The following is a 24,565-nucleotide window of genomic DNA, read 5'->3' as shown; positions in this document are numbered from 1 at the left end:
TTCAACAGAAAAAAGAAACCTCCCGAAACCGGAAATATTCCGTTTCGAGAGGTTTCTAGCACATATTCCCTGCTTAACAAGAAATAGCAGGAGCTGTCCAATATTAATAGGACTTTCGCAAAGTTGTCATTTTAATCTTTAAATCCTCCCCCTACCCCCTCCAAAGGGGGACTTTTCAATATTGTTGCAAAAGCCCTAATTAAGATATTGTCTTCTATTACTCGTTCGGGTTGTCCGGGTTCTTGGCAGAGGCACTTGTGCCACCATCTAAAGAATTAATCCAGGCGGCAATTTTCAACGCATCTGCTCTTGGCACTTGCGGCATGGGCGGCATTTCGGTCGCGTAATCCGGCCAGTTCTGCGGTTTCGGGTTGTAAATCAACTCCACAATCTGCTCATTGGTATATTTCCGTTTAGCTACATCTTTGTAAGCTGGTCCTACCTGGCGCTTATCGGCATTGTGGCAAGCCAAACAGTTGTTTTTAGCGAGCAACGGCTTAATAGACTCATAGGTTGGTGCTTTGGCGGTAGCAGCACCTTTCTTAGTGGTTGCCGTGGCACCTTTCGCCACGCCTTTTATGCCGCCTTTGGCCGCCGTAACGTTGTTGTTTTTCTGGCCCGCTTCTGGTACTGCCGATTGCAACTTGTAGTTAAACCGGTCTTTCATCAACTCGGTAGGTACCCGTTTTACCGCTACTTCTTTACCGGAGTTTCTGGTACTCACTTCCGACATCGCCAGTTTCTGACCATCCGGAATATTGTTCAGGGTATAGAAGGCATTGGTGTGAACCAGCGCGTTAGATTTTTCCTGGTCCCGCACGCCTTCCAGCGAAATATTGTGCACGTAACTTTCCCGTAAACCATCTACTATCAACCGGGCTTTCAGGCCATCCGAAGATACTTTTACGCCTTTTATTTTCGGGTTTGAGATATTCACCGGCGGGCTGCCGTATACCGGGTGGTATTTATAGGTAAAGCTCTCGATAGCATAAGAAGCCAAATCTTCGGCCGATTGACGATTTACCGGTTTGGTAAATTCTACTTCGAAGCCATCGGGCATGGCCCGTACAGTTTTCATTTCGAACGGCATCTGGTTGCTCCAGACTAAACGCTGCAAACCCTCATTGGCTTCACCGGCCGAACCCCAGCCCCGGTTGGTTTCGCCCACAAACAAAGAGTTGTCCGGCGCCCATTCCATCCGCATTACGCCCGATTGAAAACCGCTGCGGAATTCAATCGCGACGCCCTGGTACTCACCTTTTACTTTTTCCATGATTACCCGCGAGATTTTACTTTGCCCCTGGTCACCGACTAATAACTGGCCGGCAAACGGACCAAAAGCACCCTCGGGTATTTTTACAATCTCAGAGTTGGAAATCCCTAAAATGGTGTGGGGCAATACCACTGCCTGCAACTGTAATTCCGGGAAATCCTTTTTCAGGTCGGCTTTGGTTACAAACTTTTCGTTTACTACGTTCTCGGGTTTAATGGCCCGGTTATTATTATCTCTAAAATCGCGGGGGTTTAATTTAGCGTTGAACTGCTCAGTGGTAATTTTTACCGGCGAACCAGGTAAGTTGGTCCATTTTAAGCCGGCCGGGTGCCCCGCGAAAATACCTTTTTTCACGTGCCAGATACCGCCGGAACCTACGTATTCGCCCTGGTTATCGGTGTAAAACAATTCACCATCTATCATGCCTAAACCAGCCGGCGAACGCATACCAGTTGCCCAAGGCTCCATTTTACCATCCGGACTGATTTTCATGGTCCAGCCCCGGTAAGGCACCCGGCTTTCACCGCGCCACCACTGCTCGTCGCCGAAAGCTACGTTACCGGTTACAAAAAACGAGCCATCCGGTGCAATTTTGGGGCCGAAGCTGTACTCATGGTAATGGCCGGATAATGGCCAGGCGTAAACGGTTTCGTACACATCGGCTTTACCATCTTTGTTGGTATCAACCAGTTTGGTTAATTCGCCGCGCTGGGCACAGTACAGGGCGCCATCTTTATAAGCCAAGCCCAATATTTCGTGCAAACCGGAGGCAAATTTCCGGAAATAAGGCCGGCGGCTGGTGGGGTTTTCTACAATATATACGTCGCCTCGGCGGGTAGAAATGCCTAAATCACCGTTGGGCAGCATGGTTAAACCACCCACTTCCAGAATGGTACCCTCGGGCGCCACTACCTTCATTATTTTATAGTAGTCTTCTTCTTTGGCTTGTTCCTGGGCTTGCGCCGTAGAAACACCGCCCCAGGAGAAGGCTGCCAGCAACAGCGGCAAAGCGCCCCGGCGGAAAATCTTTTTACCTATATTAATATTATATAATTTCATTTAACAGGAAAATTAAAAAACTAGAAAAGAATAGAATAGCCTACTTTGCCCCGAACCGGTACTACCAGTTCTTTGCGGCCATTGGCGTCGCGCACGACGGCTTTGGCACCTTTGGCATCGTCGAGGCGCAGGTAATAAGATTTACCGTCTACCAGGTACATGCCGTTCGATTTTTCCTCGATGGTCGCCCCTTCGGCTAAGCGGGCGTACAGTTCACCGGCGGGGTTCTGCACGGTTAACTCCCGGTGCAAACCCTGGCCGTTTTCCAGTACCCGAATGGCATCTAAAACTGTGGAACCGTATATCTGGTACTTGAAAGTGGGTTGGTCGTTTTCGTCGAGGATATAGCCTTTCGGGCGGTAACCGGTGCCGGCGCTATCTGCTACCCAGGCCGCTTGCGGAGAATTTAATTTAGCCAAGGCAAAAACCGGCAAACCAAAGCGCTGCACGGCGCCAGCTGGCCGCGAAGAACCATCGCCCCGGCTGTGCCACATAGGCGTAGCATCCAGGAAATTACCGCGCCAAGCCTGTATTACGGCACCTTTATCCAGGTCGTAGGTATAATGCACCTGCTGCGGGCTACCTACCGATACTGCGTGCACTACCCGTACGCGTTTCTCGCCGGGTATATCCATAAAGCTGCGCAGCATCGTGTTTACCGGGGCATCTACCAAAATCGGGTCAACGGGATTGCGGTTATTGTTGGCTTCCTGCGGCACGTTTACACCCGGCTCTAAGGAAATATTGCGGAAAGCAACAGCCCCGTGGTCGCCTTGGATGCGCAACGGGCCGGTAGCTTTCTCCGGGCCCATGGCCCCGCGGGTAGCACCCAGCAACTCTGCATCTTCGTGAATGGTAACGCCGTTCAGTTCTACACGCAGCATACGGGCATTGGCTATCTTTTTACCGCTGGCATCAAACTTAGGCGCCTGAAACGATACTTTCAGGTGCTGCCACAATCCGGGGGCACGGCTGGCGTTCTGCCGGGGGGCGTAGCCTTGGTAACCTTTCTGGCCTTCGGGCTTGCTGTCGTCCCAGCGCTCGTAAATACCACCGGCATCGCCGGCTTTTGGGTTTTTCACACCCCAGCTATCCAGCAGTTGTATTTCGTAATTTCCTTGTAAATAAATACCCGAATTAGAGCCTTTGGCAATCATGTAATCTAATTCCAGTTCTACATCGCCGTGCTCGGCAGTAGTATATAAATCGGCGCCGTGATCTTTCTTACCCGGCAGGTTAATTAATACGCCGGTTCCTTTAGAGGTGGTTAGTACGTTGTTTTTGTTCAGATCGGCATTTACATCGCCGGCTATTTGCCAGGTTTTTCCGGGGTTCCGGAAAGCCGAAAGATCGTTGAGGGGAATGGCACCGGACTGGCCGGAACCGGTTTGGGCGGGCGATAAGAAGGGATAGCATAAAAACAAGGCTATGCCCAATACTCTTGACCTGCCTTTTTGCATTAGTCTTTGTATTCGCATGATAAATTTAGGGTGTATTACATTATATAAATTAAAAATAGAAGATAAAGTTGTAACTACCATTTTGCCTCCGGTAGCCAGCAGTGCTTTCGATTTCGGATTCACTAATCAGAACAAAAATATGATAGATGAATTACAAAGAGGTGGTTGATAAAAAAGACACGAAGCAATAAACATCAATATTTATTACATAATTTTTAAATATACGACATCTTTATTTATCCAATGTTTGGATACAAAAAACGTAAAATTCGCATAATCTTCTACATTCATCCGAAGCAATCCGGAAACTCACCTAAAATATAAATATTTCAGGGTTAATATAAATATATTTCCTGGTAAGCTTGCCCTGGTGTAGATCTTTACACTAAGCGGTACTCTTATCTAAGTGTTAAAAGCTGTAAACTTACCTACCGGGTGCTACACTAGTTAATGGCACATCAGGGTTACCGTTCTGTTTTATAAAAAGAGGTTGCCTAGGGGCAACCTCTTTCCAATTATCCCTTACTAATCAGAATGCTAACGCTATGAAGAAGCTTATTCAAAACCGTTCGGTTTTAATAAGGGGTTCGTATTAATTTGCCTTAATGGAATTGGGAATACACTTCTATCTTCGGTATCCACCGCTTTATCCCACCAGGCATCATCAAACTTATCCCAGCGTACCAAATCTGTGCGCCGGTGGCGCTCACCTAAAAATTCCCGACCCAATTCGTCTACAAATTCATCTTCCGTTAGGCGGCTCAGGTTGCTTTGGTAGCTATGTTCTTCCCATTTATCTTCCGGAAAGTTCCGTTTCCGAACGGCATCCAGCAACCGCGCGGCACTTGCTTTGTCACCGGCCCGGAATTTAACTTCCGCTAAAGCATAATACATTTCGGCCAGCCGGATTTCCGGAGCAGAGTTAAACTGGAACAGGTTCTGCGACATAGGCAGCCACGGGAATTTCAGCAACCGGACACCAGAGTTTTCTTCGCCGGTTTCTACGTGCGATCCTTTGGCTAAGCCGGCTGCCCCTTCGGAGAAACGGCCCACCTGGTCTACATAACGCAGGGGTTTGCCATTATACTCTTCGGTACCGTTTACCACTTTGGTACTATCGAAACCGTAACCTCTGGTTTTGTTAAACTCATATTGCTGGCCAATTAAAAAGAAACCTTCGTAGTCACCATTTGAGCTGGTAGTCCGGAAAGGTTGCTTCCGCTTGTCATCCTTCGAATATTTTTCGAAGGGCTTGCCTAATTTGTAAGGATAAATATTACCTTCCATATCGCGCGATGGGGTTAAAGTAATGCCATTCCAACCGCCCCAGTCGTTATCTAAGGAATACCGGGCCTGGTAGTGCATCATGGCATTATACATCCAGCCAAACTCATAAATATTTTTGGCGTGCGGAAACTCAAAAATATTTTCCGGTGAATGGTAATTTTTGATACCGGACCGGAAAGGACCCCGGTAATCGGTATCGATGCTGTAGGTACCGTATTTGCCATCGATTATATCCTGGGCGTACTGACCGGCTTCGGTATATTTGGGCGTACCAATCCATTTTTCGGCGTTCAAATAAATGCGCACCAGTACAGCCGCTGCACCACCCTGATCCCAGCGGCCGGGCCGGCCATTTTTAGGTAAGCCGGGCAGCGCTTCCTTCAGTTCCTGCTCCATAAAGGCAAAAACCTCCTGGGGTGTGGATTGGCCTTTACGCTCGTTGGGTTGTGTTACAATAGGTACACTCCGGAAATAATCGATCAGGAAAGTATAGAACCAGGCCCGTAAAACCCGTAACTCGCCAATGTGCTGGGCTTTATCGGCTTCGGTTAAGCCCATTGTGGCATAATTCAGGTTAGTCAGGTCATTAATAATTAAGTTACATTGGCCAATACCCTGGTATGGACCCTCCCAACCGCCGTTGATATGGCTGTCCAGATTATTCCATTCGTGGCGGTGCAGGCGAACCCAATCGCCGCCATCCTGCCCGTGGCGACCTTTCTGCGGCCAGACAAACTGATCGGCGGTTAATTCCGAAATAAGCCAGCGGTCCCCGTCCCAACCGTTCCAGTGCCCGTGCTCGTAAGGGCGGGTTACCGCGGCAATAATTGAATTTTTATCCTGATAATAATTTTGCGAGAGTAAAACATCAAATGGCTCCTCCTCCAAATCGGTACACGCCGGTGCGGCCACCAGCAAGGCCATTGATAAACAGATTAATTTAAATTTATTCATGTCTTTATAGAAAAATAATATCCTGAACTATAGTATTATAAAGAAATCTGTACACCCAGGGCGAAGTTTCTGGCGATGGGATACACATCCAGGCTACCGTAACCAGGCGTTAAACCGGTTACACCCACGGCGGCCGGGTCTAGGCCAGTGTATTTGGTAAGCGTGAAAACATTGCGCACGGTACCGTAAACCCGGAAACTGCTAACCCGGTTGATGCCTAACTTTGGGGTCCAGCCCAGGGTTATGTTATCCAGTTTCAGGAAGCCACCGTCTTCCAGGAAGTAGTCGGTAATTACTTTACCGGTCTTGATATGCGCATTCCGGTCATAAGCATCGGTTAACAGGTTGGTACTGGCTTCGGCCTGCAACCCGTAATACATCTGGTACAGGTTCAGGATTTTGTATTTAAACCGGCCCCGGAAAAACAGCGACATATCAATATTCTTGTAGCGCAACGTATTGGTCCAGCCTAACTCGTAACGGGGGGTACCGTTGCCAATATAAGTCCGGTCGCGGTCAGCACTGGTTTGAATCTGATTGCCCGAGGCCCGCAGTTTTTCCGTGCCTTCTTTGCCGTCTTTCCAAACCAGAATGGTACCATTTTCATCTACACCGGCGTATTTGTAACCGTAGAAGCTACCCAAATCAGTGTTTTCTTCCAGCCGGTAGGCTGGCCCCGGGTTACCCGGCGAAGGCAAATCCTGCATATAGAAGAAAGCGGCTTTGTACGTTTCATTTGACCAAGCATCTAACACGGCCCTGGTATAAGAGGTGGTGAGGCTGGAGTTGTACGAAAAGTTATCGGTATTAACAGCACTCCAGTTTAAGGATAACTCCACCCCTCTTGAACTGCTGGTTCCCACGTTAACGGTCATTCGCGGATGCAAATACGGCGGCACCGGCACATCATAATCTGAGATCAAATCACTGCTTTTCCGCACGAAAGCATCTACGCTACCGCTTAACTTACTGTCGAACAGCGAAAAGTCTAAACCGGCATTATACGCAATAGCTTTTTCCCAACGCAAATCCGGGTTGTAGTTATTGCCTGGTCCGTACACCTGAATCCATTGGCCGGCATCGTTCTGGTAGCGGCCGTAACCGGTATACCTGGATACCGAAGTATACCTATCAAAGCCGGACCGACCGGTTACCCCGTAAGAAACCCGCAGTTTCAAATCATCGATTACGCCAATGTCATCGATAGCCGGCAACTTGGAAATACGCCAGGCCGCTGAAGCAGCTGGGAACAAACCCCATTTGTTGTTGGCCCCAAACTTGGTATTGCCTTCGTACCGGAAAGATCCGGTTAAGAAGTAAGTATCGTCGAAGCTATAGTTTACCCGGCCCAGGAAGGCAATGGTTTTTTCTTTACTTCTCCACGAGTCCATTACATCGTTCATATTAATGGCCTGACCGTTACCGTAATTACCGGCACCCAGGTTATTATACCCAAAAGCATCGGTCGGAAAGCGGCGGTTCTGCGCCCAGAAAGCAGCGTTATTAAATTCCTGGTAAGAATAACCGCCCAAAGCCCTCAGGTCGTGGCGGCCAATGGTCGTAAAGTAGTTACCAATCCATTCCAGGGTATAGTCGGTCCATTTTTCGTCCTGTAAGCGCGCCCGGCCGGTATAGCCGCCCGTTACCGATTCGGCTGATCTGCCGGAATAATATTCTCTTCTTAACTGATCATGTCCCTGGCGGGCCAGTTTTAACTCGGTGTTCAGGTTTTTCAGAATATTTAACCGGGTGGTAATATCTATAATCGAATATTCCTGATCCGAGCCATTTTCGCGGGCCAGTAAATTCTGCACCGGGTTGTAAGTATCGTAGCCCAGCAAGGTGTTGTACATGGTGGGGTTAGTCGCGTCCATTATCGGAATGGTAGGGTTAAGCTTTACCGCCTGCTGGAAAGCCCCATAATTCGTATATTCTTCATTAGCTATCCGATAAGAGAAGTTACCGTTGAATTCGAGTATCCCATCCATGGCTCTTTGCATGAAACTACCGCGCAAACCGTATTCTTTCCGGTCGGTGGCAATATCCAGGCCTTGCTTGGTCCGGTAATTCGTGGATAAACGGAAAACTGTATTTTCAGAACCGCCGCTAATGGCCAGGGAGTGGTTTTGACCGAAATTATCTTTCCGGAGCAACTCATCGTACCAGTTGGTTCTGGCACCCAGGTCGCGGTCTCTTTGCCGCGCTAAAAATTCATCGGCCGATAAAATATCGGGTTTAGCCGCTACCGCGTCGTGTTCTACGTAGCTATCATAAGTTACAGCTACCTTACCGGATTTACCCCGCTTGGTTTGTACCAGAATTACCCCGTTTGCACCCCGCGAACCGTAAATAGCCGCCGCTGCCGCATCCCGCAGTACCGAAATAGACTCAATATCCTGCTGCGCCAAATTCCGCAAATCACCGCCGGGCATACCATCGATTACAATTAGCGGACCATTACCAGCCCGAAGCGAAGAAGCACCCCGCAACTGAATAGCCGGACCGGCATTGGGGTCGGCAGCCGCCGGGTTCGACACCGTAACGCCGGCCACTTTACCTTCAATCATTTGCAGCGGGCTGTTGAAAGCGCCCTGCTGAAACTCTGCCGCCGAAACAGTGGTAACGGCGCTGGTCAGTTCCCGCTTTTGCACGGTACCATAACCTACTACTACTACTTCCTCCAAAGCCTTGGCGTCCGGCACCAACGAAATGTTAACGGTAGTGCGGTTATTAATCGGAACTTCCTGCTGGGTGTAACCAATAAAAGAAAATACTAAAGTTCCGGCACCACTGGGCACCGAAAGCGTGTAATTGCCGCTGGCATCGGTAGCCGTGCCATTGCTGGTACCTTTTAAGAGCACCGTTACACCGGGCAGGCTTTCTCCGGTTTCGGTAGTTACTCTACCTGTAACAGCTACCCCCTGGGCCAATGCCGCTGCAACTGAAAAAAATAAGAAATGAAGTAAAAGAACATACTTCATTTTCTCCGGTAATGAGTGTTTCATAAACAGAAAAAATAAGTTAGGTGGTAAAAAGAAATAAGTAAAAGAACACAAGTACCGGAGGGAAATAAGTCCAAAAAATCAGCCCGCCTAATCAACCCAAATCTGTATTAAAGCTTTTAGGAATTACCTATCTTATGCGGTTCTTCTTTGTCTCACCTCCCTGTGGCTTTGTCTGGTCAAAATTATATCATCTTATTTTTCGAATAAAAGCCTGTTCGAACAATTATTAATCCATTAACATTTAAAATGTTTTATTAATAATTTTTCAATATTTTAGTTATATATTTAATATTTTACAATCCTTATTACTTATGATTTATAAATTACCAAAGATATTTTTTGGACTTATAATATTAAATATATTATATGTTTGCAGAAATCACGGCAGGCTTCGACAGCCTTCTTATAATGGTGTTTTGATTATATAGGGGACATTCATAACCTCAGAAAGGACCTCTCTGTTCCAGGCTAAGTACAAAAAGCATTAAAGGTCAATATTACCTGAAGCTATTTTTTTCTTAAAAGTTCCAGTACAATTATTTGTAAAAAGCTGTGAAAAAAATATAAATACGCCAATATTTATACAGTTTAAATTAATACTTATATTTTTTACGTTCAGTTTCTGCTGATGTTTACGCGGAATTGAGATATTAGGTAAAAATAAATAACTTCAGACCGCTAAAACCCTATACTTATGACACCCAGACCATACATTCTTGCCGAAACCAACTGGAAAACGGTAAAACAAACCCATTACGAAGTGGCTATTTTGCCTTGGGGCGCCACCGAAGCCCACAACTATCACTTGCCTTATAACACCGATGTAGCCCAATGCGATTACGTAGCTGCCGAATCGGCGCGGCTGGCCTGGGAACAAGGGGCGCAGGTAATAACCCTGCCCACTATTCCGTTTGGGGTAAATACCGGCCAGCTAGATATTACCCTGGATATTAACATGAACCCGAGCACCCAACTGGCGGTTCTGAAAGACATTACCCATGCGCTATCCGGCCAGGGCATTCACAAACTGGTTATTCTGAACGGCCACGGCGGCAACGACTTTAGGCAGATGCTGCGGGAAGTACAAGCGCAATTCCCCAATATGTTTTTATGCACCATGAACTGGTTCCGGGCCGTGGACTGGCACAAATATTTTGATGAACCCGGCGACCATGCCGGCGAGATGGAAACCAGCGCCATGATGCACATTGCCCCCCACTTGGTTTTGCCTTTAGCAGAAGCGGGCAGCGGCAAATCAAATAAATTCCGGTTAAAAGGCTTGCAAGAAGGTTGGGTGTGGGCCCAACGCGAATGGAGCAAAGCCACCGACGACACCGGCGTTGGTAATCCGGCTAAGGCCACCGCCGATAAAGGCCGGGTTTATCTGGAAGATTCCGCAAAGAAAATTGCTTCTTTCCTGGTAGATTTGGCTAAAGCCGATATTCAGGATTTGTACGAAAGATAATCCGGCCGGATGTTCAGAACCAATTCTTACCTGGCATCGGATTTTCCGGCTTTAACAACCAATAGACTGGTGCTCCGGCAAATATTGCCCACCGACCAGATGCAGGTGTACCAGGGCCTCTCTCACCCCGAAGTAGTCCGGTACTACGGGGTAGAATACCATAGCTACCCCGATACGAGTGAGCAGATGAAATGGTACCAGCAATTATATAAAAACAACACGGGTTTGTGGTGGGGCATTACCTTGCCGGAACAAAATGAACTAATAGGCGCCTGCGGCTACTATAACCTGCAGGCCCAGCATCGCAAAGCCGAGTTAGGGTACTGGTTGATACCCCAGTTCTGGCGGCAAGGCTTGATGCAGGAAGCCTTACAAAAAATAATACCCTACGGTTTACAGGAATTAAATCTGCACCGCATCGAAGCTTATGTAGAAACCGAAAACCAGGCTTCAGGGCAATTGCTCCAAGGTTTGGGCTTTCAGCACGAGGGCCTTTTACGCGATACCGAAATAAAACAAGGCAGGTTTATCAGCCTGAATATTTTTGCACTCTTGAATACCCAATAAACGCAAAAGCTTAAATAATGTAGGTTTTAGAACTCCACTGCTGTCATTCAGGCGGAAACTTTTTAACAGATAGCCAACAAGTTTCCGCCTGAATGACAGGTTTGGATTCAAAAGACCAAAATTTAAAGTTTTTCGGACTTTTGCATAATATCAGTAATAACTCTAGCAGGTTTTCAAGACCTGTGAGGTTTGCCTAAATGATAACTTCTGAATAAACCAGCTGATCGCAAATCTTATTTATGTTCTTCAGGAGCATTTTTAACCTAACTTTTCTAGCTGCATCTCTATTTAAAATATACACGCCCAGGATAGGTTTTACTCCGCGTAAAATATTCGCTTTACCCGTGCGCTTACGTTCGTGAGCAGTTCGTACGGAATGGTGCCAATGCTTTGGGCTAGCCGGATAATATTTACATGCTCGCCAAAAATCTCAACCGTATCGCCTACGTTTACTTTTAAGCCCGTCACATCTACCATACACATATCCATACAAACATTGCCAATAATGGGAGCCGGCTGGCCATTTACCAGTACCTGCCCTACCCCGTTGCCAAAACGCCGGTCGTAGCCATCGGCGTAACCAATGGCAATGGTCGCTATTTTTTTGGCGGCACTGGCCACTCCGCGCCTACTGTACCCCACGGTGTCGCCGGCCGGCACTTCCTTCACCTGCGATATGGTAGTTTTAAGGGTACCCACCGTCCGTAAACCTTCCTGCTCCTGCCCGGCCGATTCTACTCCGTACAGACCAATGCCCAACCGCACCATATTTAGCTGGTGTTCCGGGAAACGTACAATACCTGCCGAGTTCAGAATATGCTTCAACACCGGGTAACCCAGGCCGGCTTCCAGTTGGGCGGCCATTTCCCGGAACTGCTCTATTTGTTTTTGTGAAAACTCGTTGTGCAGGGCTTCGTCGGCCCCGGCCAGGTGGCTAAAGGTACTAATCACGTGTAGTTGAGGCGCCGCTTTTAACCAACCGATTACGGTTACCAGATCGTCGGGCGTAAAACCCAGGCGGTGCATGCCGGTATCGAGTTTTAAATGAATATTAAGGGGCTGGTTTTCCAGAGATTCGAGACAGGCCGCTAATATTTCCAGCGAATATATTTCGGGTTCGAGGTGGTATTGCTGTATTTTGGCAAAGCTGTCCGGCGAGGGGTTCATGACCATAATGGGCAGGCTGATGCCGTTTTCGCGGAGGTGCACGCCTTCGTCGGTGTAGGCCACGGCCAGGTAATCTACGCGGTGAAACTGGAGTAAATTGGCAATTTCGTAGGAACCGCTGCCGTAAGCAAAAGCTTTTACCATTACCATTATTTTGGTCTCAGGCTGCAGCTTGGCCCGGTAATAATTCAGGTTATGTACCAGCGCATCCAGGTTTACTTCCAGCACGGTGCCGTGTACTTTCCGCTGAAAAGCCGCAACAATTTTTTCGAACTGAAAAACCCGCGCGCCTTTTACCAGGATGGTTTCGTTCCGGAAATTTTCGGGTTTAAAAGCTTTTAAAAATTCAGCTGTATCGGGGTAAAACTCGCTTCCGGGCCCGAACGCCTCTCTAAAACGGCTGATAGTTGGTCCAATGCCAATGAGCCGGTCTATCTGTTTTGCTTTTACCACTTCGGCTACCCGGCTATATAATATCTCTTCGCTTAAACCCGATTGCAGCACATCCGAGAGAATCAGCGTTTTTTTGCCTTGCCGGGGCTGGTGTAATAATAAATTCAGGGCAATGGCCAAACCGGCTAAATCGTTGTTGTAGGTATCGTCTATCAGGTAGCAGTTATTAATGGCTTCTTTCATTTCGAGGCGCATGGCTACCGGAGATAATTTATTCAGGCGCTGCTGAATTTCTTCTACCGGCACCTGCCGCCATAATAAAACTGCCAGACAATGAATAATATTTTCGATAGAGGCTTCATCGGCATAAGGCAACAGCAAAGCCTGCTCCTGGCCGGCAAACCGGAAAGTAATATTGGCTTGCCCACCCGAAACCCGGAGATTAATTATTTGCAAATCGGCGGGCTGGTGCCGCGACCAGGTAAAAGCCGGCAAGCGTTGTGTTAGCACGGCTGCGTGAATATCGGTATGGTCCCGGCAGTAAAATAATAATTTAACTTCGTTAAAGAGTTTAAGCTTTTCGGCTACTTTTTCCTGGCGCGAGGTAAAACCTTCGTCGTGGGCCGAACCAATATTGGTGAATATACCATAAGCAGGTTGGATAATAGGGCGCAAATATTCCATCTCGGCCGGCCGGGAAATACCGGCTTCAAATATTCCCAGCGTATGGTTTTCGTTTAGCTGCCACACCGATAAGGGTACGCCAATTTGGGAATTGTAGCTGCGGGGGCTTTTGCACACCAACTCGTCGGGGCTTAATAATTGGGCCAGCCATTCTTTTACAATGGTTTTGCCGTTGCTGCCGGTAATACCAATAACCGGCAAAGTAAACCGGCTGCGGTGATAGGCGACCACCTGCTGCAGTGCGCGCAAACTGCTGTCTACCTGCCAGAAATTAGCTTCCGGAAAATAAGTATTCAAATCCCCAACAGACTTAACTTCCGGAATATAGGTAATATCTTCCAGGATAAACTGCCGGATACCTTTGGCGTACAGAGCCGGGATGTAAGTATGGCCGTTATGAAAAGCGCCCTTAATGGCAAAAAATATTGACCCGGCCGGGTGCAGTATTTTCCGGCTGTCGGTGAGCAAGTGCTGCACCAGGTAATGCTGCGTATATTGCAGCACCGTAGCCGGCATAATACGAGCAACAATTTCGGAAGTAAGCATGTAAGCGGTATATCGGTTCCGGTGCAAAGGTACTAAACTGTTCAGGAAAGGTTTAAACCCGGTTAAAATTCCTGTTCGCCAGAACAATTATTAGCGCCGTTATCTCCCAAAAGGTTATAATATTACCAACATGCGACACCATAACCTATTAAGCAGATTAAGAGCCCGGCTTTACATTATTGTTTACCATACCGATACTTTTGCCGGCAGATTATTTGATGTATTTCTGCTGGTTATAATTTTATTAAGCGTGCTTACCGTTATTCTGGAGAGCATTTCGGCGCTTAAACAGCAATATTTTACTCAATTCCGCAACATGGAATGGGTTTATACCATTTTATTTACCATTAAATATTTGCTGCGGGTTTGGGTATCGCCGAAGCCCCGCCGGTATATTTTCTCTTTTTTTGGGGTAGTGGATTAAATTTCGGTGCTGCCTACTTATTTAAGTTTATTTGTGCTGGGCACGCAATATTTTCTGGTGGTACGGGTGCTGCGCCTGCTTCGGGTGGCCCGTATTTTTAAACTATCGCATTTTATTAAAGAAGGGCAAGTGCTCACCTCCGCGCTGCGGGCCAGTTTGCCTAAAATACTGGTATTTATTGGCACCGTTCTCACGCTGGTAATTATTATTGGGTCGGTGATGTACGTGGTAGAAGGCGGCCAGAATGGTTTTACCAGCATCCCCAAAAGTATTTACTGGGCCATTGTTACGTTAACCACGGTGGGCTACGGCGATATTGCTCCCCAAACTCCCCTGGGCCAGTTTCTGGCGGGCATAGTCATGTTGCTCGGCTACGGCATTATTGCCATACCAACCGGCATTGTAACCGTAGAAATAGCCAATGTAAACCGAACGCCCGCCATCGGCACCAATGCGCTTTTTTGCAGCCATTGTTTAAAGCAAAATCATGAATCCGGCGCCAAATTCTGCAGCAACTGTGGCTCAGCACTTTAACCCAAAGGAATTATTCCGGTTTGTTTTTGCTTTACAGAAGTAATTAGCTGCTAAAACGCTAATTTTGCACCCTCATTTAGAAATTGTATTTTGAAACTTAATAAATATTACGGGGCCGCCATTGGCGCTTTTGTAATCTGGGGCTTTATCCCGTTTCCGTTAAAAGCGCTTACCGCTTATCCCAGCGAACAAATACTGTATTTCCGGATCTTATTTTCGGTGGTACTACTGCTGACTATTATGCTGCTTTTCCGCCGGAGAAGCATTCGCCAGACCTTTAATACATTTAAAACGGCCGCCCCCGCCGAGAAGCGCAAATTCTTAATATTAACGGTACTGGGCGGCATCTTACTCACCATTAACTGGTTTGTTTTTATTTATGTGGTTAACCACATCGATATTCAAACGGGTTCTTTCTCGTACCTGCTCTGTCCTATTTTAACGGCTTTGCTCGGCTATCTCTTGTTAAGCGAAAAGCTGAAGAAGAACCAATGGGCCGCTATTTTTATTAGTTTACTCAGTTGCTTAATGCTGGGCAGCGGTTCTTTCATCAACCTTTTTTATAGTTTGCTCATTGCGGCCAGTTATGCCTTTTACCTGATTACCCAGCGCGTTATGAAAGCTTACGATAAAATGGTGCTGCTCACCTTACAACTAGTAGTTTCGTTTTCGTTGCTGGGCCCTTTTTACAGCTATTTTAACGCCGGTCATAACCTGGGTACCGATTATTATTTCTTTGGGGTAATTGCCGTATTAAGCCTGGTCTTTACCATTATTCCGCTGTTTCTGAACCTGTATGCCCTCAACGAGCTGAAATCCGGCACCATTGGCATTCTGTTGTACATCAACCCGATTATTAATTTTGTGATGGCTTTCCTTTATTTCCGGGAACAATCCAGCCTGCATAAAGGCCTGGCTTATGCTTTAATTTTCTTATCGGTTATTTTGTATAACCTGAAGTTTAAGAAGAAAAAGTTGAAACGGGCGCAGCACATAACTTAACAATTATTATCAGATAAAAGGTATTTAAGAAGGATGCCGTTCGCCTACGCAAAACACAAATTTAAATACTCGCCGCCGGCTGGCTATTATTGTTAGCCAGCGGGTTAGCTACCGAAGGCATCCCGGCCGGATTAATAAACTGCACTTGCTGACGCGGGTAAACCGGTATGATTTTGTTCAGGTATTCCGGCTTGGCCATTTCCTGGGCCAGCCGCAGGGTCAGTTCACTTTTCCATTTGCGGCGTTCGCGGGCGCCCACCAAGTAGCGAATATTCAGGTTCGTCCAGGAATCTTCGGTAGATAAGAAAACCTGGGGCTTGTCGGCAATATTATCTTCCAGGCCGGCCTGCTGCATTAATTGGCCATACTGCCGGGCGGGTTTCTCCATGTAAGTACCCAATAATTCCCGCGCAACTTTTTCTACTACTTGCAGCGATAATACCAAATCCGATTCGTTGGCCACGCTAACAGGTAACTCATCCCACACATAAGGGAAATCGCCCGTCAGGTTAATAACCGTGCCGGTCAGGATTTCGTTGTTCGGGAAAGTAACCATGCGGCCGGTGGGCTGCTCGGCGTTTACGTAGCCCGGCTGGTAAGGCGAGCCTATTTCCCAAACAGTGGTGGTCAGGAAATCGATCTGGTAAACATCGCCAAAAACGTCGCCAACCAAAATGCGGTCGCCTACGCGGTAATATCCCTGAAAAGAGTTCAGCAGCCAGCCGGTAAAACTTTCGATAGGCGTTTGCAAAGACCACGACAATGCCAAACCAATTAACCCAAGAGAACCTACCAGCGCCCGGATGTCGCCGGCTACTACACTAAGTGCTACCCCTATCGCCAATAGCCAAACCGCTATCGAAACCAAAGAAATAATGGCACCGGAACTGCTCCAGCGGCCAATTAATTTTTGCAGCAGCTTTTTAATTAACCAACCCACTATCCAGGCTAATAACAAACAGCCCAAAGCAATCATCATTTTAGGCAGGTTGTAAAAAAAGCCGCTCCACAAATTCCCGAGTGCGGTTAAAGCTTCGTCGGTAGCCTCCTTACCCGATAATACCGTTGGGCTGTGGGTTGCTGCAACGGAGTCGGCAACTCCAAAAGAATCTGGTACGGGGGCCTGCGCGACAGAATCGTTCTGCTCCAGGCCGGCTTCACCCGGCGAAAACAGCAACAAAAAGAAGCCCGTAATGGCCACTGCCAGAACAGAAGCCTGCCGGAAATTCTTTAGCCGGTTCTCGGCCCCTTTAACCAGCGAGCGGGTTTTTATTCTTTTTCTTCGGCGGGAATATTTCTTCCGGGCAGGTTGATATTTTATTTTCCGATGGCGCCACACCGTTGGCTTTGCCGGTGAATTTCTTCTTTTCGGGTTAAAGTCAGGCATAAAGTATCGGATAGCTGTTTATTTGTTTATCGGTCCTGAAAATGGCGGCAACACCTTCGGGTTAATACCAAGCTATACGCAAGTAAAGGCAACAGCTGGTAAGGCCAGTGCGCGGCAACCATCACAAATATGGTTTAACCCGGAAATAGGCTTGGCTGGAGTATCTTATTCTTAAAAGGCGCGTGGTTTATTTCTGCTATTTTTGCTGCCAAGCAGTACAACCAACCCATGAAAAAAAATTTATTATTAGGTGTGGCGGTATTTTTATTGAGCCATTGTCAGCCCAAATTTATCTCGCAAACAACATCCGGTAATTTGCCCGAGGCATTTAAAATAAACCTGAACCAGACCGTTACCCTGAATGGAAATCTGGGCGATATAACCTTCTCGCATCTGGACGATAGCCGTTGCCCGGCAAACGCCGTTTGTGTGCGGCAGGGAGCCGCCATTGCTTCATTTACCATCCAGACGAAAAATACAGAAAAGCAAACCGTAAGATTATTTATCGGGGACTTTATGCCCAACGACCCGCGCAACAAACGCAGCCAAACGGCCGATACCCTTGCCATACAATTAAGAAATAATAGCTACCAGCTTATCCTGCAAGAAATAATGCCTTACCCGGGCACTACTACGGAAATACCCAAGGCTACAATTATTATAAAAAAGCCATAAAAAAAGCCTGAATTACTTCAGGCCTCTGGCTGCGGAATCTACGTTCTGCACATTGTGTTCACCGAACTGGTCGGCTTGTTCTTTTGTTTCGGCCGTATCACCAATAGGAGCCGGCCGGGGCTTGGCTAAATTAGGGTCTTCGCCCACGATGGCTTCCGAAGTGCCTTTTTCTCCTTCCGGAAAATCCTCACGCACATTCTGTTTGGTGTTGCAGCTAAAAGCTAACATTCCCACCAAGGCCAGAACCAGGTTTATCTGCAATACTTTTTTCATAGTTATATCTCGACGTTTGGCAAAATCATATAACGAGCGTTAGGTAAAAATGTTGGGTTTAATAATATTTCCCTTTTTAACGGCTCCTGATTATACTTACCGGAAAAGGCAATTTTTTGACAATAGCGGTTTATCCTTATTCATTTAGTCAAAGCCCGAAACGGATTAAAAACCAAAGCCAATCCGGATGCCCGAACCTACTTTTTCTTTTGACTGGAAACTCGTTACAAAATCGACCCTCAATATTTTAAAGATGTGCTCTACGCCCACGCCCACCTCCAGGTAATTCTGCGATTTTTGGGTGCGTAAATAATTTAGGTTAACCACTTCCTGCCACTTTAACCGCCGGAATAAAGGAATTTTATTAAAGATAAAGCCGTTAAACTCGTGGCTGAAGTGCGCTTCGAGGTAAGCGTGAGCGGTGCTGTAACGATAATAATCGAGTAATTGGAAGCCGCCAAAATTGCCGGCGTAAATGGTGCGGTTGCCGCCAAAGTGCTTGTAATCCATAAAATACAGTTGGTCTTTATTCAGGAAGGTACCAGCCTGCACACTGTAATTACTGTTGCCCACGAGGCCAAAATTCAGGCGATCGCTTAGGCCCAGTTGTACCCGATCAAAGTTAACATCGCTGCCCAATATGTTATTTAAGCCTTTGGTGTAGTTGAGCCGGAACGTGGGATAACGCGAACGCAGCAGCCATTTTTCGTTGGGGCGGGTAATATACCGCTGGCCGGGCCGGTACTGAATGGTAAGGCTGGCCTGCAGCGCCTGGTGGCGGGTAAATGCCGTATTAGTCAGCTCGGCATTTACCGGCACGTTGCTGGTAAACTGCCGGTTGGGGTAATCTTTCAGGGTATAGTCCGCGGCGTTCTGTAGTGGGCTACGGTCGGTGTATTCTATTCCCGAAGTAATAAATAAACCATTGGCTACTTCGGTGCGGTGGTTGGCCGTAATAAAATTACGCTGGTAAAGTTTCAGGTAATTCTGCTCGCGGGCCAGCGTATACAGGCTGTTCCAGAGGGGCGCAATCGGCTCGTTGTTATTAAACTGGGCTACAAACCGGCCAAACCCACCCGAAACCTGGCTGAATTTTAAAGGGTTGTAATCGTAGCTATACCGCACCTGGGCTTGCCAGCGCTGGTTGGCAAAGCCGTACCGGAGCGTAGGCGTAATCTCGTAATTTTTATTTGTTTCTTCGTTCCACTTCTGGTACTGCACGCGGGCATTTAATACGGTGCCTTCTACGGTATTGTACTGCAGCAGCGACGAACCATCCGGAAATGCGATGAGCGGGTCTAAAGCGTAACTATAACTTTTAAAAGTATTGCGGTAGCGGTAACCCGCTAAAAACAAGTTGGCCACCTCAAATTTATTGCTCTTTTTATCCAGAGAATCTTTATACGGCTTAGATTCCTGCACCACTTTTATGCTGTCTTTTACCACGTAATCTTTTTGCTCTTCTTCGGTCAGCGGAATGGGACGGATTTCTTCCCAATAGGCTGAATCGCGTTTGTTCGCGTCTTTTTCCACCACCATTACTTCGCTTTTAAATTCCTTTTTGTTGAACAAGGCATCGGCCCGGGCTTTTTGCCTTCGTTTTAGTTCTTTTTTGCGGGCGGCCAGATTAGCGTTGGCGGGCGCCTCCTGGGGTGTCGGCTCCGCAGAAGCGATTGGCGACGGCGCCGTTGGTTCGGGATTGGTGCGGTAGGCGGGCTCTACTTTGTAGTTTGCGTAAACCGTGGTAAAAGAACCGTTGCCTTTAAACCCAAAAGAATCAAAGTTTACGGTCATTTTCTGCGACAGCAGCATCCAGACGTTAGTGGTAACCGGACCAAAGCTTTGCCGGATGCGGAGCGTATCGGCGTATTCTATTTGGTGGGCTTTGGTAAGTTTTAAGTCGAGGCTGTGCAGCCGCCATTCATCATCAATAATATAAATATAGCCTTCAAAGGCCGGGTCGTTACGGCGGATGGGCGTTACTTTTATTTTATTTATGAACCGGCCGTTTTCCTGCGTAGCGCCAATTAATTTATACCGGTAAAACAGCAAAGCATTATTCGCTACCGGCGATACAAAGACCCGTTCGCTTAAGCCCTGTACCCGCAACAAATTCTCGTAAAAATTTAAGTTCACCCGCGAGGCCCGGTTAAAGCTAAACCCCTTAGAATCGCCGCTTACTTTAGACGAGATCATGCGCTCGTGCATCTTGTTCGGCTGCCGGAAACTCAACTGGCTCACCGACTCCGATAAATACACAATGCCCGGTTTCAGGTCGTTTACCCGTACACCCAGCACTTTGTTGGGGACACTCGTCAGGCGGCCCATGCCTTTGGTATACACGCGACAATTATAAGCCAGTACTTCGTGCAGGTGGTACTTGCGCCGGCTAATAGCGGCTTTTATAATGGCGTAAGCCGGGTCTTTTTCGTTGGCCTTTATTTCTACTTCTTTCAGGCTGTAAATATCCAGTTGCAGCGTTACATTCCGCACCACCTCTGCCCCGGTCATTTCTACGGTTTCGGTTTTAGCCCGGTAACCCACATACTGAAACACAATCTGGTATGTGCCCGGCTCCAGGTTAATCTGGTAATAGCCCTGCTCGTTGGTAGCCGTGCCAATGGTGGTATTTTTGATATACAATGTAGCGTAAGGCAGGGCCTCGCCGTTTTCGTCGGTAACCCGGCCCTTTAATACCGTAGCCTGCCCGGCCAGTGTAATCAGAAAAAAAAGAAAGAAGAGGAAATATTTAAACATAGAAGCCCACCCGAAAAGCTACAAGTTACTAAACAAGAAGCTTTTATTTTGTTAAACGCTGCCGCTTTATAAAAATTTTTATATAACTGCTATCAGGCAGCCCAAGTTGTGTATTTTGTATGGCAAATTTGGTTAGTTGCTACATGCGCAACAAAAACGCGGTGGTTAGTTTTGTGTCTGATTAATATTAGTGAGATACCGCTTTCAGACCAATTATGGACCCGATAAGCGTAACCAGGAAGAATATTCGCCAGAAGTTAGCGGGGTCTTTAAATACCAGAATGCCAATGATGGCGGTGCCAACAGCGCCTATCCCTGTCCACACGGCGTAAGCTGTTCCGATGGGTAAAGCCTGTACCGCTTTCATGAGTAACACCATACTGATGGTTAATGAAACCAGAAAGCCGCCATACCACCAATACATTTCACTTCCGGTTGTTTCCTTGGCTTTCCCTAAACAAGAAGCAAAAGCTACTTCAAATAGTCCGGCAATAATCAGAATAATCCAGCTCATACTTTTTTTTCAGCAAAGGTCTGGAATTAGGCTGAGAAAGAATTCACCAAATGCTAAAATTTACCGGATGTTACCTGATTTCGGCTCTAATATTCCTGTTATTTAATATTTTAGTTCCTCCGTACCAGCCCAAATTTTTCCTATTACGCCTTAATGGCCTCGTGTAAACAGCGTGCTAGGCCGTTGGGCGAAGCATGATGTTTACACTTTGTTAGCGGTTCTGGCTTTTGTTTTTGAGTTGTTGGTTCGTTTAATTTAGGCCTACCCACCAATGTTTAAATTGTTGGTTGGGGTCTTTTAGATTTACAATTTCTCCAATCATTGGTGTTACCAATGGAAAGTTATAAGATAATTTGTTCAGTTTGGTTATTTGAACCAATGGTTCGTCCCAATCGTGAGTTCCAAGTGCAAATTTTGAAGAATGAACAGGAAAAATCCGTTTGGCTTTTAGGTCTTGTGCTGCTTTTAATACGTCTCCAGGTAAATTATGTATGTATCGCCAAGCTTCATTGTATTGTCCGTTGTCCAAAATAGCTAAATCAATATAACCATGTTTGCGTCCAATGGTTGCGTAATGTGTGTCGTAACCACTATCACCACCAATATAAATTTTTATACTTGGGGTTTGTAATACATAAGAAGCCCATAAAGTTTTCTTTGTTGATAATCCTCTACCCGAAAAGTGTCGGGCGGGTTCAACAAAAATGGTAAAACCACTATCTAATTCTACTTTTTCGTTCCAATCTCTTTCAATGATTTTACTGCTGTCATATCCCCAATATTCAAAATGTGAACCAACGCCTAAGCCACAAATCACTTTTTTAGTTTTGTTTTTTAAAGCAATTAGTGTTTCGTAATCAACGTGGTCGTAATGGTCGTGAGAAATAAACAAGTAATCAATGTCAGGCAAGTCGGTAACTGAATATATATCTGTTCCTTTGAATGATTTTTCCGTTCGTGGAATTGGTGAAGCATTTCCGCTAAAAGCTGGGTCTACCAAAATTCGTTTTCCGTCTATTTGTAGGAAATAGGATGAATGTCCAAACCAAACTAATACATTTGAATCAACAGGAAGATTTAATAAATCTGTTTTCACGGACGGAATAATGTCAGTCGGATAATGTCTTGGCTTGTTTTTAATATAGGCTTCGTAAAGCACTTTAAACCAACTGTGCCCTTCGGCAAGCGTAGGCGTGTTGCTTAAGTTTTGGAATTTCCCGTTTTTAAAATTCGGTGATCGCTTTATTCTTTCAAACCTTGTCCCGCTTGGGCCTTTTCCAAATTTATCTTGTCGCATATACAGGGAAATTGCTAAAAGCAATGCTCCAATGATGATGAATGTTGTTATCACTATTCTCTTGAATGCTTTTAAAATTTCCTTTTTATTTTTTGTCATTCAGATAATTACAATTTACCCACATTACTCCCAAGTTATTTTATAACCTGAACTTATTAGTTATTTCCCAGTTCACCACAAAATAGTTCGTTAATCATAATTGTATCCAGATATTCTCGTTGTTCCGTAATCATACCATTCTGCACTCTTAAATGTACAAGAATATCATTATCGTAAATCTTCCCATCTATTCGGGTTGCATTATTATGAACTTGCACCGCAGCATATTCACCGTCTGTAAGAATAGAATCGATAGTAAGATTTAACCCGTTCGGAAACCGTTCCGCTACAATCGCCCACAATTTACCCATAGATTCAGGCGAATTATATCCTCCGAAAGCCCAAGAGTCATCACCGCTAATCCAATATTTCTGGTTGGGCGATACATATTTTTGCATATCTACAAGCCTGCCTTCTTTCATAGCATTGAAATAATTTTCAACTACATTTTTTGTGCTCATAACTTGTTATTTTTTAGTTCAGCTACAAAAATATGGTGTACATTTGTAACTACAAAGTATGAAGTATGGTTTATACTTTATAAATATTTATCCACAATAATAGGAGCTTATGTTAATAAACGAATTGTCAAAGCGGACAGGTGTCCCAATACCGACATTGAGGTATTATGAAAATTATGGTCTGTTCAAAGGCATGACCGATGGAAAAATAAAAACAAACAACTACAAAGACTACGATGAGAGTATTGTGGAAAAAATTGAAATGATAAAAGGTGCAAAAGAGGCAGGCTTTACGCTGTCTGAAATTAAAAATCTGATTGACAGTTGGTTTAACAAACGACTGTCCAAAGAAAAGAAAATTACTGTCGTATATAGTAAAATTACCGAAATTGATAACAAAATTCGTCAGTTAAATAAAGTCAGAAAATTACTTTCAGAATGTATTGTTGATATTGAAAAAGGAAATTGTTAGGTTCTACATGGTCGTCCTTAGCCTGACCGCTAACGTCTGGGCTAAAAGGCGTTTTAATGCTTTTTAGCTGTTGTTGTAGGTAGTTTTATTTAGAACTCTGCATTATAAAAAGCTTTTTGACCATCTGAAAGGTTTAAAGTGTCATAGGTTGTAGTTTTAACCCCATTCTTTGTTTTGTGTGTCGTGATAATGACAGGCTGTCCAGCAGCGACTTCAAGAACAGGATTGGAGGGTAGCCCACTGCTCCAAGTTATGACTGGTCCACAGGATTGTTTTCCGTCTATCCCCATCTTTGAATCAAATGAGCTTGCAAAGTAATCGGAAGCCTTTATTTGACTTTGATTAGTTAAGCGCACTTCAACAAATGCTCTTTTAGGTATAAAATAATTAACTGTGATGGTTGTGTCTTTTTTCAATTCAAAAAAAGCGAAACTGTGACCGCTACTGGAACAGGAAAGGTATGCTACTGAAGGAGGGAGAATTTCCGTATCGAAATAGCCTTCTCCTTTCTCATCATCTCGAATTTGAAACTTTAACTCATAGTACCCTTTAGAATCAGTAGTTGAGACCGCTTTCTTTCTGACGGTGCCGCCCTGAAGGTAAATGGTGTTTACCCAGTTTGTGGTGATTTTAGCATTCGCAATAGGAATTGTTCCATCACCAGAAGTAAGTCGCCCTTTTATTACCGTACAGTTTTGGCAAGTGGGACCAATCAAGTCATCTTCTTTCTTTACACATCCTGACGCAAGTGATAGAAAGACAAAAAACAGGAGCAACAACCAATTTATTTGTTTCATAACTTATAGTTTA

The 24,565-nt window shown here is 45.9% G+C and carries 17 protein-coding genes and 1 pseudogene; 6 read left to right on the top strand and 12 right to left on the bottom strand.

Going from position 1 to position 24,565, the window contains the following annotated elements; genetic code table 11:
- Positions 1–217 precede the first annotated feature (217 nt).
- The 4 genes from AAE02nite_RS25695 to AAE02nite_RS25680 all read right to left on the bottom strand — a co-directional run bounded on the left by AAE02nite_RS25695 (position 218) and on the right by AAE02nite_RS25680 (position 9,038).
- A complete protein-coding gene (locus AAE02nite_RS25695) occupies positions 218–2,332 on the bottom strand; it encodes a c-type cytochrome (RefSeq protein ID WP_146905606.1) in 2,115 nt (704 codons plus the stop codon).
- 20 nt (positions 2,333–2,352) lie between these two features.
- A complete protein-coding gene (locus tag AAE02nite_RS25690) occupies positions 2,353–3,810 on the bottom strand; it encodes a 3-keto-disaccharide hydrolase (protein WP_246151259.1) in 1,458 nt (485 codons plus the stop codon).
- 537 nt (positions 3,811–4,347) lie between these two features.
- The gene (locus AAE02nite_RS25685; protein ID WP_146905603.1) at positions 4,348–6,033 is read right to left on the bottom strand and encodes a RagB/SusD family nutrient uptake outer membrane protein; all 1,686 of its coding nucleotides are present in this window, start codon (positions 6,031–6,033) and stop codon (positions 4,348–4,350) included.
- Positions 6,034–6,068: 35 nt separating this feature from the next.
- On the bottom strand, positions 6,069–9,038 hold the full coding sequence (locus AAE02nite_RS25680) for a SusC/RagA family TonB-linked outer membrane protein (protein ID WP_146905600.1): 2,970 nt from the start codon (positions 9,036–9,038) through the stop codon (positions 6,069–6,071).
- Positions 9,039–9,732: 694 nt separating this feature from the next.
- Between AAE02nite_RS25680 and AAE02nite_RS25675 the strand changes: the two genes are divergently transcribed.
- Positions 9,733–10,503, top strand: coding sequence for a creatininase family protein (locus AAE02nite_RS25675; RefSeq protein ID WP_146905597.1), 771 nt, complete (start codon positions 9,733–9,735; stop codon positions 10,501–10,503).
- 9 nt (positions 10,504–10,512) lie between these two features.
- Complete coding sequence (locus AAE02nite_RS25670) at positions 10,513–11,070, top strand: GNAT family N-acetyltransferase (RefSeq protein WP_146905594.1); 558 nt, start codon at positions 10,513–10,515, stop codon at positions 11,068–11,070.
- Positions 11,071–11,385: 315 nt separating this feature from the next.
- Here the strand turns inward: AAE02nite_RS25670 and AAE02nite_RS25665 are convergent, their stop codons facing one another.
- Positions 11,386–13,860 carry a bifunctional UDP-N-acetylmuramoyl-tripeptide:D-alanyl-D-alanine ligase/alanine racemase gene (locus AAE02nite_RS25665; protein ID WP_146905591.1) on the bottom strand — a complete coding sequence of 825 codons (2,475 nt, stop codon included), beginning with the start codon at positions 13,858–13,860 and terminating at the stop codon, positions 11,386–11,388.
- A gap of 130 nt (positions 13,861–13,990) precedes the next feature.
- Between AAE02nite_RS25665 and AAE02nite_RS27080 the strand changes: the two are divergent.
- Both AAE02nite_RS27080 and AAE02nite_RS25655 read left to right on the top strand, forming a co-directional pair.
- Positions 13,991–14,818: pseudogene (locus AAE02nite_RS27080) on the top strand (ion transporter).
- 90 nt (positions 14,819–14,908) lie between these two features.
- Entirely contained in the window at positions 14,909–15,820 is a 912-nt protein-coding gene (locus AAE02nite_RS25655; protein ID WP_246151258.1) for an EamA family transporter, read from the top strand.
- A 61-nt stretch (positions 15,821–15,881) separates the two neighbouring features.
- Here AAE02nite_RS25655 and AAE02nite_RS25650 read toward each other — a convergent pair whose 3' ends face one another.
- Complete coding sequence (locus tag AAE02nite_RS25650; protein ID WP_146905585.1) at positions 15,882–17,207, bottom strand: mechanosensitive ion channel family protein; 1,326 nt, start codon at positions 17,205–17,207, stop codon at positions 15,882–15,884.
- A gap of 228 nt (positions 17,208–17,435) precedes the next feature.
- Here AAE02nite_RS25650 and AAE02nite_RS25645 point away from each other — a divergent pair, with 228 nt between their 5' ends.
- Positions 17,436–17,882: a hypothetical protein gene (locus AAE02nite_RS25645; protein ID WP_146905582.1), complete on the top strand. Its 447-nt coding sequence runs from the start codon at positions 17,436–17,438 to the stop codon at positions 17,880–17,882.
- 12 nt (positions 17,883–17,894) lie between these two features.
- On the opposite strand, the gene AAE02nite_RS25640 is transcribed toward AAE02nite_RS25645, so the two are convergent.
- The 5 genes from AAE02nite_RS25640 to AAE02nite_RS25620 all read right to left on the bottom strand — a co-directional run bounded on the left by AAE02nite_RS25640 (position 17,895) and on the right by AAE02nite_RS25620 (position 23,283).
- Complete coding sequence (locus tag AAE02nite_RS25640) at positions 17,895–18,155, bottom strand: hypothetical protein (protein WP_146905579.1); 261 nt, start codon at positions 18,153–18,155, stop codon at positions 17,895–17,897.
- Between the two features lie 165 nt (positions 18,156–18,320).
- Positions 18,321–20,912 carry a DUF5686 and carboxypeptidase regulatory-like domain-containing protein gene (locus AAE02nite_RS25635; RefSeq protein WP_146905575.1) on the bottom strand — a complete coding sequence of 864 codons (2,592 nt, stop codon included), beginning with the start codon at positions 20,910–20,912 and terminating at the stop codon, positions 18,321–18,323.
- Positions 20,913–21,099: 187 nt separating this feature from the next.
- Positions 21,100–21,426, bottom strand: a complete 327-nt coding sequence (locus AAE02nite_RS25630; protein ID WP_146905572.1) for a DMT family transporter — start codon at positions 21,424–21,426, stop codon at positions 21,100–21,102.
- A gap of 250 nt (positions 21,427–21,676) precedes the next feature.
- Positions 21,677–22,822 (bottom strand): MBL fold metallo-hydrolase, encoded by a 1,146-nt coding sequence (locus tag AAE02nite_RS25625; protein ID WP_146905569.1) that lies wholly within the window; start codon positions 22,820–22,822, stop codon positions 21,677–21,679.
- 56 nt (positions 22,823–22,878) lie between these two features.
- Positions 22,879–23,283 carry a nuclear transport factor 2 family protein gene (locus AAE02nite_RS25620; RefSeq protein WP_146905567.1) on the bottom strand — a complete coding sequence of 135 codons (405 nt, stop codon included), beginning with the start codon at positions 23,281–23,283 and terminating at the stop codon, positions 22,879–22,881.
- Between the two features lie 109 nt (positions 23,284–23,392).
- Here AAE02nite_RS25620 and AAE02nite_RS25615 point away from each other — a divergent pair, with 109 nt between their 5' ends.
- Positions 23,393–23,755 carry a MerR family transcriptional regulator gene (locus AAE02nite_RS25615; protein WP_146905564.1) on the top strand — a complete coding sequence of 121 codons (363 nt, stop codon included), beginning with the start codon at positions 23,393–23,395 and terminating at the stop codon, positions 23,753–23,755.
- 89 nt (positions 23,756–23,844) lie between these two features.
- On the opposite strand, the gene AAE02nite_RS25610 is transcribed toward AAE02nite_RS25615, so the two are convergent.
- A complete protein-coding gene (locus AAE02nite_RS25610; protein WP_146905561.1) occupies positions 23,845–24,552 on the bottom strand; it encodes a hypothetical protein in 708 nt (235 codons plus the stop codon).
- Positions 24,553–24,565 lie beyond the last annotated feature (13 nt).

The organism is Adhaeribacter aerolatus (assembly GCF_007991635.1).
In the GTDB taxonomy this organism is placed as follows: Bacteria; Bacteroidota; Bacteroidia; order Cytophagales; family Hymenobacteraceae; genus Adhaeribacter; species Adhaeribacter aerolatus.
The sequence above is the reverse complement of the archived record's forward strand: the minus strand, read 5'-3'. Positions and strand labels throughout refer to the sequence as shown.

What these genes read in the sequence shown, in the direction of transcription:
- AAE02nite_RS25665 (WP_146905591.1), bottom strand. Translation starts at nt 13,860, where the DNA reads ATGCTTACTTCCGAAATTGTTGCTCGTATTATGCCGGCTACGGTGCTG.
- AAE02nite_RS25630 (WP_146905572.1), bottom strand. Translation starts at nt 21,426, where the DNA reads ATGAGCTGGATTATTCTGATTATTGCCGGACTATTTGAAGTAGCTTTT.
- AAE02nite_RS25695 (WP_146905606.1), bottom strand. Translation starts at nt 2,332, where the DNA reads ATGAAATTATATAATATTAATATAGGTAAAAAGATTTTCCGCCGGGGC.
- AAE02nite_RS25680 (WP_146905600.1), bottom strand. Translation starts at nt 9,038, where the DNA reads ATGAAACACTCATTACCGGAGAAAATGAAGTATGTTCTTTTACTTCAT.
- AAE02nite_RS25685 (WP_146905603.1), bottom strand. Translation starts at nt 6,033, where the DNA reads ATGAATAAATTTAAATTAATCTGTTTATCAATGGCCTTGCTGGTGGCC.
- AAE02nite_RS25620 (WP_146905567.1), bottom strand. Translation starts at nt 23,283, where the DNA reads ATGAGCACAAAAAATGTAGTTGAAAATTATTTCAATGCTATGAAAGAA.
- AAE02nite_RS25645 (WP_146905582.1), top strand. Translation starts at nt 17,436, where the DNA reads ATGAAAAAAAATTTATTATTAGGTGTGGCGGTATTTTTATTGAGCCAT.
- AAE02nite_RS25650 (WP_146905585.1), bottom strand. Translation starts at nt 17,207, where the DNA reads ATGCCTGACTTTAACCCGAAAAGAAGAAATTCACCGGCAAAGCCAACG.
- AAE02nite_RS25610 (WP_146905561.1), bottom strand. Translation starts at nt 24,552, where the DNA reads ATGAAACAAATAAATTGGTTGTTGCTCCTGTTTTTTGTCTTTCTATCA.
- AAE02nite_RS25625 (WP_146905569.1), bottom strand. Translation starts at nt 22,822, where the DNA reads ATGACAAAAAATAAAAAGGAAATTTTAAAAGCATTCAAGAGAATAGTG.
- AAE02nite_RS25675 (WP_146905597.1), top strand. Translation starts at nt 9,733, where the DNA reads ATGACACCCAGACCATACATTCTTGCCGAAACCAACTGGAAAACGGTA.
- AAE02nite_RS25670 (WP_146905594.1), top strand. Translation starts at nt 10,513, where the DNA reads ATGTTCAGAACCAATTCTTACCTGGCATCGGATTTTCCGGCTTTAACA.
- AAE02nite_RS25635 (WP_146905575.1), bottom strand. Translation starts at nt 20,912, where the DNA reads ATGTTTAAATATTTCCTCTTCTTTCTTTTTTTTCTGATTACACTGGCC.
- AAE02nite_RS25615 (WP_146905564.1), top strand. Translation starts at nt 23,393, where the DNA reads ATGTTAATAAACGAATTGTCAAAGCGGACAGGTGTCCCAATACCGACA.
- AAE02nite_RS25690 (WP_246151259.1), bottom strand. Translation starts at nt 3,810, where the DNA reads ATGCGAATACAAAGACTAATGCAAAAAGGCAGGTCAAGAGTATTGGGC.
- AAE02nite_RS25640 (WP_146905579.1), bottom strand. Translation starts at nt 18,155, where the DNA reads ATGAAAAAAGTATTGCAGATAAACCTGGTTCTGGCCTTGGTGGGAATG.